A 6,797-nucleotide genomic window follows, 5' to 3' on the forward strand; every position below is an offset into this window, starting at 1 on the left:
GTACCGTTCGAGCGACGCGGCGGCAAGGGGGGTCTTGCGATGGGGTCGAACGTCGTGGCGCACGAGGCGCCAGGGGAACACGTGCCCACACCGGGCAGCACCGAACAGCAACCCGACCGGCGGATCGGCCTGGCCGTGGTCGGCGCCGGCTACTGGGGGCCGAACCTGGTCCGCAACGCCCAGCAGACCGCCGCACTGCGGCTGCACTGGCTGTGCGACCTCGACGAACAGCGCTCCCGCAAGGTCCTCGGCGAGTACTCCACGGTCGCCTCCACCACCTCCTACGAGCAGGTGCTCGCCGACGAGCGGGTCCGGGCGGTGGCCATCGCCACCCCGGCCGGCGCGCACCACCGGCTGGCCCGGGCCGCCCTGGAGGCGGGCAAGCACGTCCTGGTGGAGAAGCCGATCACCACCACCGTCGAGGAGGCCGCCGACCTGGTCGCCCTCGCCGACGAGCGCGGCCTGGTCCTGATGTGCGACCACACCTTCTGCTACACCCCGGTGGTGCGGCGGATCCGCGAACTCGTGCACGGCGGCGAGATCGGCGACATTCAGTTCTTCGACTCGGTGCGGATCAACCTCGGGCTGGTCCAGCCCGACGTCGACGTGCTGTGGGACCTCGCCCCGCACGACCTGTCCATCCTCGACTTCGTGCTGCCGCCGGGCGTCGAACCGGTCGGCGTCAGCGCCCAGGCCGCCGACCCGATCGGGGCCGGCCGGGCCTGCGTCGCCTACCTGACGCTCCGGCTCTCCAACGGCGCGCTCGCCCACTGCCACGTCAACTGGCTCTCCCCGACCAAGGTCCGCACCACGCTGATCGGCGGCTCCCGCCGCACCCTGGTCTGGGACGACCTCAACCCGCAGGCCCGGCTCGCCGTCCACGACCGCGGCGTCGACCTCACCCCTCCCGACGAACTCACCGACGCCATCCGGCACCGCGCCCTGATCTCCTACCGGGTCGGCGACGTGGTCGCCCCCGCGCTGGTCGAGCAGGAGGCGCTGCGCAACGTGATGGGCGAGTTCGCCGCCGCCATCACCGAGGGCCGGGCCCCGCTCACCGACGGCCGCGCCGGGCTGCGCGTGCTGCGCCTGCTGCACGCCGCCTCCCGCAGCCTCGAACTCGGCGGCGCGACCGTCCCGCTGGACGGCCCCGACGACGCCGGTCTGATCACCCGCCAGCTCCCCGCCCAGCAGAAGGCCACCGCCCGATGAACGCCGCCGTCCCCCTCGAAGGCTCCCGCTGCCTGGTCACCGGCGGCGCCGGAACCATCGGCTCCACCGTCGTCGACCAGCTGATCGAGGCCGGCGCCCGCGAGGTCGTCGTCCTCGACAACTTCGTCCGCGGCCGCGCCGCCAACCTGGCCCGCGCCCAGGAGCTGGCCGCCCCCGGCCGACTGCGGGTCGTCGACGGCGACATCCGCGACCGCGCCCTGCTGCGCGAACTGCTCGGCCCCGGCACCGACGTGCTGTTCCACCTCGCCGCGATCCGGATCACCCAGTGCGCCGCCGAACCCCGGCTCGCCCTGGAGGTCATGGTCGACGGCGCCTTCGACGTGGTCGAGGCCGCCGCCGAGACCGGCGTGCGCAAGGTGGTCGCCTCCTCCACCGCCTCGGTCTACGGCCTGGCGGACGTCTTCCCGACGCCCGAGACCCAGCACCCGTACCACAACGACACCCTGTACGGCGCCGCCAAGGTCTTCAACGAGGGCCTGCTGCGCAGCTTCCACGCCATGTACGGCCTCGACTACGTCGCCCTGCGGTACTTCAACGTGTACGGCCCCCGGATGGACGTGCACGGCCGCTACACCGAGGTGTTCATCCGCTGGATGGAGCGGATCGCCGCCGGACAGCCCCCGCTGATCTTCGGCGACGGCGCCCAGACCATGGACTTCGTCTACACCGAGGACATCGCCCGGGCCAACCTGCTGGCCGCCGCCGCCCCCGTCACCGACCGGGTCTACAACATCGCCTCCGGCACCGAGGTCTCGCTGCGCGGCCTCGCCGACGCGCTGCTCGCCGCCATGGACTCCGACCTCGACGTCGAGCACGGACCCGCCCGGGGCACCGCCGGCGGCGTGGTCCGGCGGCTCGCCGACGTCTCCGCCGCCGAGCGCGACCTCGGCTGGAAGCCCGAACTCGGGCTCACCGACGGGCTGCGCAGGCTCGTCGCCTGGTGGCGCGAGCAGGTCTAGTGCCGCGTCGGGCACAGCCGCCCGGCGGGCGGACGGCCCCCGGCGGGCGGGCGGCCCCCGGCAGGCGGACGGCCGCCGCCACCCCCGTAGGACCGCGCCAAGCGGAACCGTGCGTGATGCGAAGGAGCACCACCATGTCCACCATCCCCGTCATGATCCCGTGGCTCGGCGAGGAGGAGGCCGAGGCCGCCGCCGAGGCGGTCCGCTCCGGCTGGGTCGCGCAGGGCCCCCGGGTGGCCGCGTTCGAGCGGGCGTTCGCCGAGGCGGTCGGCGTGCCGCACGCCGTCGCCGTCTCCTCCTGCACCACCGCCCTGCACCTGGCGATGATCGGCGCCGGCGCCGGCCCCGGCGACGAGGTCGTCGTCCCCTCGCTGTCCTTCATCGCCACCGCCAACGCCGTCACCTACGTCGGCGCCACCCCGGTCTTCGCCGACGTCGACCCGGTCACCGGCAACCTCACGCCCGAGACCGTCGCCCCGCTGCTCACCGACCGCACCCGGGCCGTCGTCGCCGTCGACCAGGGCGGCGTCCCGGTCGACCTGGACGCGATCCGGGCGCTGGCCGAACCGCGCGGCATCACCGTGGTCGAGGACGCCGCGTGCGCCGCCGGCTCCCTGCTGCGCGGCCGCCCGGCCGGGGCCGGCGCCGAGATCGCCGCGTACTCCTTCCACCCGCGCAAGCTCCTCACCACCGGCGAGGGCGGCATGGTCACCTGCCGGGACGCCGGACTCGCCGCCCGGCTGCGGCGGCTGCGCGAGCACGGGATGAGCGTCTCGGCCGCCGACCGGCACGCCGGCGCGGGCGGGGCGGGCGTCGTGGAGACCTACGACGAGATCGGCTTCAACCACCGGATGACCGACGTCCAGGCCGCGATCGGACTCGTCCAGCTCGGCAAGCTGCCCGCGATGGTCGCCCGGCGGCGCGAACTCGCCGCCCACTACCGGGAGTCGCTGGGGGAGGAGCTGGCCGCCCGGCTGGTCGACGACCCGGCGCACGGCAGCTCCAACTTCCAGTCGCTCTGGCTGCGGCTGCCCGCGGACGCCCCCGACCGCGGCGAGGTCCTGACCCGGCTGGCCGCCGACGGCGTCTCCGCCCGGCGCGGCATCATGGCCGCCCACCTGGAGGCCCCGTACAAGGGCACCGGGCGGGTGCCGCTGCCGGTGACCGAGGAGATCACCGCCCGGACGCTGATCCTGCCGCTCTACCACTCGCTCACCCACGAACAGGTCGAGCACGTCGTCTCGGCGCTCAAGGCGGCCCTGGGGCGCTGACGCGGGGCGCCACCACGCGCGCCCCCCGCCCCTGCCGCGGTCTTTCCGTCGTTCGTCTTCCGAATCGCGCAGTTCCTCGCGCCCCTGGTCTGAGAGGTCCCACCTTCGTGACGAACATCCCCCTGGTCGACCTGCACGCCTCGCACGCCGAGATCGCCGACGAGGTCCGCGCGGGCTTCGACGCGGTGCTGGCGAGCGGGGCCTACATCAAGGGCCCGGACGTGGCCGCGTTCGAGCGGGAGTACGCGGCGTTCTGCGGCGCCGGGCACGCGGTGGGGACGGCGAACGGCACCGACGCGCTGGAACTGGCACTGCGGGCGCTGGAGTTGAAGCCCGGCGGCGGGGTGGTGCTGCCCGCGAACACCTTCGTGGCGACCGCCGAGGCGGTGGTCCGGGCCGGACTGCGGCCGGTGCTGGTGGACGCGGACGAGGAGCACCTGCTGATCGACGTCGAGCAGGCGGCGGCCAGGACGGGGGAGGCCGTCGCGCTGCTGCCCGTCCACCTGAACGGCCAACTCGCCCCGATGGAGGGCCTGCTGGAGATCGCCGACGGCCTGCCGGTGGTCGAGGACGGCGCCCAGTCGCAGGGCGCCACCCGGCACGGGCGGCCGTCCGGCAGCTGGGGGCGGATCTCGGCCACCAGCTTCTACCCCGGCAAGAACCTCGGCGCGTACGGCGACGCCGGCGCGGTCGTCACCGACGACGCCGAACTCGCCGACGCGGTGCGGCTGATCGGCGACCACGGCTCGGCCCGCAAGTACGTCCACGAGAAGTTCGGCTTCAACTCCCGGATGGACACCCTGCAGGCCGTGGTGCTGCGCGCCAAGCTCCGCCGGCTGCCGGCCTGGAACGAGGCCCGCCGGGCCGCCGCCGAACGCTACGACAAGCTGCTCGGCGGCCTGGACGGCATCGCCCTGCCGCGCACCCTGCCCGGCAACGAGCACGTCTGGCACCTGTACGCGGTCCGGGTCGAGCGCGGCCGCGACGCCGTGCTGGCCGCCCTCCAGGAGGCCGGGATCGGCGCCGGCGTCCACTACCCCGTCCCGGTGCACCTGCAGCCCGCGTTCCGGTACCTCGGGCACGGCGAGGGCGCCTTCCCGGTCACCGAGCGGGCCGCCGGACAACTGCTCACCCTGCCGCTGTTCCCGCAGCTCACCGAGGACCAACAGGCCCGGGTGGCCGAGGCGCTGGCCGCCGCGCTGCGCCGCCGCTGACCCGCGCCGGACACCCGGCCGGGCGGGCGGTCCGGCCGGGTGGGCCCGTGCCCCCGAACGCGAACGGCCGTTGCCCTACGCTGGTCCCCGAGGACATCGGCTTCTGCCAGTGGGGGACCACAGATGACGACAGGTCGGCCCGGCACCACCGCCGTGCCCAACGCGGCTTACGCGGGCCAGGTGGTGCAGTTCCCGGACCCGGTCCGGGCCCAGCGCCACCCCCGGGGCGTGCACGTCGACGAGAACGGGTACCCCGACTTCTCGCCGTACGCGGCCGCCGTCGCCGAGGTCGCCGACCCGCCGGAGGGCTTCGGCGTCGACGAACTGCGCCTGACCGACTACGTGTCGGCGAACGCCGCGCTCTACACCCAGGGCCACGAGCTCTGGGCCGACCTGGACAGCGCCGTCGCCACCCCGCCCGGCTGGACCTGGCACCACGCGGTGGGCGGCGCCCCCGAGGGCTGGCGCCGGATGGAACTCGTCCCGGTCGAGGTCAAGGCCCTGCTGCGGCACCACGGCGGCCTGGCCCGCTCCACCGCCGACCACGGCCGCCGCGGCACCCGCCCGCTCCAGGACCACCGCCCCGCGCACTTCTCGCTCGCCAAGGACGGCGGGGACCCGGTCACCGTCACCGAGGACCTCGTCCAGCGCGCCGAACAGCGCCTCGGCCACCCGCTGCCCACCGCCTACCGGGACTTCCTGAAGGTCACCGGCGGCCGCGGCCCGGTCGGCGTCGCCCTCGACGTCGACCTCGGCCTGCTCGTCGACCAGCCGTTCCTCACCCTCAGCGAGGAGTACGGCACCGACGACCTGGTGTACGCCAACAAGTGCCTGCGCGACCACCTCACCAAGGACCACCTCGCCGTCGCCTACCTGCAGGGCGGCCTGCTGACCGTCAAGGTCCGCGGCGAGGGCACCGGCTCGGTCGGCTTCCTGCCCTACGACGACGCCCGCGACGACGGCTCCGAGGAGCCCGTCGAACAGCGCGTGCAGCGCCTCCTGCTGCCCTGCGGCGACAGCTTCGACGCGTTCCTGCTGCGGCTGGCCGGCAGCCCCGCGGAGCTGGAGACCGTCGCCGAACTCATGGTGGACGGCGGCTTCGCCCGCGCCGTCCCGGCGAACTGACCGAAGGAACAGGGGAGGGACGAGACGTGGTGACCACGTACGCGCAGGCGCAGGAGACCGCCGACGACTGGATCAACGCCGGGGTGCCGCGCTCGCAGCACCGCGAGGTGAAGGTCCGCGAGTTCGACCTCGGCTACGTCTGCTGGGCCGTCGACGGCAGCGAGCACACCGGCGGCCCCGGCAGCTCGCTGCGCCTGGTGATCGCCCGCGACAGCGGCGCCAGCACGCTCTGGCCGCCGCTGCCGGTCAACGAGGTGGTCCGGCAGTACGAGGAGCTGTACGGCACCGGGAGCGCCCCCAACCCGGCCGGCGCCGCCAAGCCGGTGCGCGGCGACGTCGAGGCCACCTCCTTCCTGCTCAGCCCCCCGCAGTGGCTGCTGGAGGCCGGGGCCGCCGCGGTCGCCGCCGAGGCCGACCGGATCGCCGAGCCGCCCGCGCCCGTCGCACCGGTGGCCGCCGCGCCCGTGCCGCCCGCTCCCGTCGCGCCCGGGCCGGTGCCGCCCGCGCCGCCGGCCGTGCAGCCGCCCGCACCCGTGCCGCTCGGCGCCACCCCGCCGTACCCCGCGCCCGGCGCGCCCGCCGCCCCCGCCGGGCCCGGGCCCGCGGTCAACTACGCGGCGACCATGCTCGCCACCGACGGCCCGCCTGGCCTGATGGGCCTGCCCGCCGCCACCGGCCCCGGCGAACTGCTGCCCGGCGCCACCGGTCTCCCCGGCGCCCCCGGCCCGCTCGGCCGCGGCGGGCCCGGCGCCCCGCCCCCGCCCCGGCAGCACGACCTGCTGCCCTCCTACGACGGCCCCGTCCAGCGCTCCGGCGGCCGCGGCGGTCCCGGCGCGCTCCCGCCGCCCCCGCGGCACGACCTGCTGCCCTCCAGCGGCGGCCCCGCCCAGCTCTCCGGCGGCCTCGCCGGCCGCGGCGCCCCGCCGCCGCCCGCCCCCGGCCGGCGCCCCCCCCCCCCCCCCCCCCCCCCCCCCCCCCCCCCCCCCCCCGCCCCC

At 75.9% G+C, this 6,797-nt stretch carries 5 protein-coding genes and 1 pseudogene; all 6 read left to right on the forward strand.

The window, feature by feature from the left end; all coding sequences use genetic code 11:
- Positions 1 to 81: 81 nt before the first annotated feature.
- Positions 82 to 1,212 carry a Gfo/Idh/MocA family protein gene (locus ABD345_RS21860; RefSeq protein ID WP_344554175.1) on the forward strand — a complete coding sequence of 377 codons (1,131 nt, stop codon included), beginning with the start codon at positions 82 to 84 and terminating at the stop codon, positions 1,210 to 1,212.
- Complete coding sequence (locus ABD345_RS21865) at positions 1,209 to 2,192, forward strand: NAD-dependent epimerase/dehydratase family protein (RefSeq protein WP_344554176.1); 984 nt, start codon at positions 1,209 to 1,211, stop codon at positions 2,190 to 2,192. Before ABD345_RS21860 ends, ABD345_RS21865 begins: the two co-directional genes overlap by 4 nt.
- A 134-nt stretch (positions 2,193 to 2,326) precedes the next feature.
- Positions 2,327 to 3,463 (forward strand): DegT/DnrJ/EryC1/StrS family aminotransferase, encoded by a 1,137-nt coding sequence (locus ABD345_RS21870; RefSeq protein WP_344554177.1) that lies wholly within the window; start codon positions 2,327 to 2,329, stop codon positions 3,461 to 3,463.
- Between the two features lie 107 nt (positions 3,464 to 3,570).
- Positions 3,571 to 4,677, forward strand: coding sequence for a DegT/DnrJ/EryC1/StrS family aminotransferase (locus tag ABD345_RS21875; protein WP_344554178.1), 1,107 nt, complete (start codon positions 3,571 to 3,573; stop codon positions 4,675 to 4,677).
- Positions 4,678 to 4,800: 123 nt separating this feature from the next.
- Positions 4,801 to 5,802: an HNH endonuclease gene (locus ABD345_RS21880; protein ID WP_344554179.1), complete on the forward strand. Its 1,002-nt coding sequence runs from the start codon at positions 4,801 to 4,803 to the stop codon at positions 5,800 to 5,802.
- A gap of 26 nt (positions 5,803 to 5,828) precedes the next feature.
- Positions 5,829 to 6,797 (forward strand): annotated as a pseudogene (locus ABD345_RS21885) (SUKH-4 family immunity protein); the annotation flags it as partial.

Origin of the sequence: Kitasatospora saccharophila (assembly GCF_039529925.1) — a bacterium.
GTDB lineage: Bacteria > Actinomycetota > Actinomycetes > Streptomycetales > Streptomycetaceae > Kitasatospora > Kitasatospora saccharophila.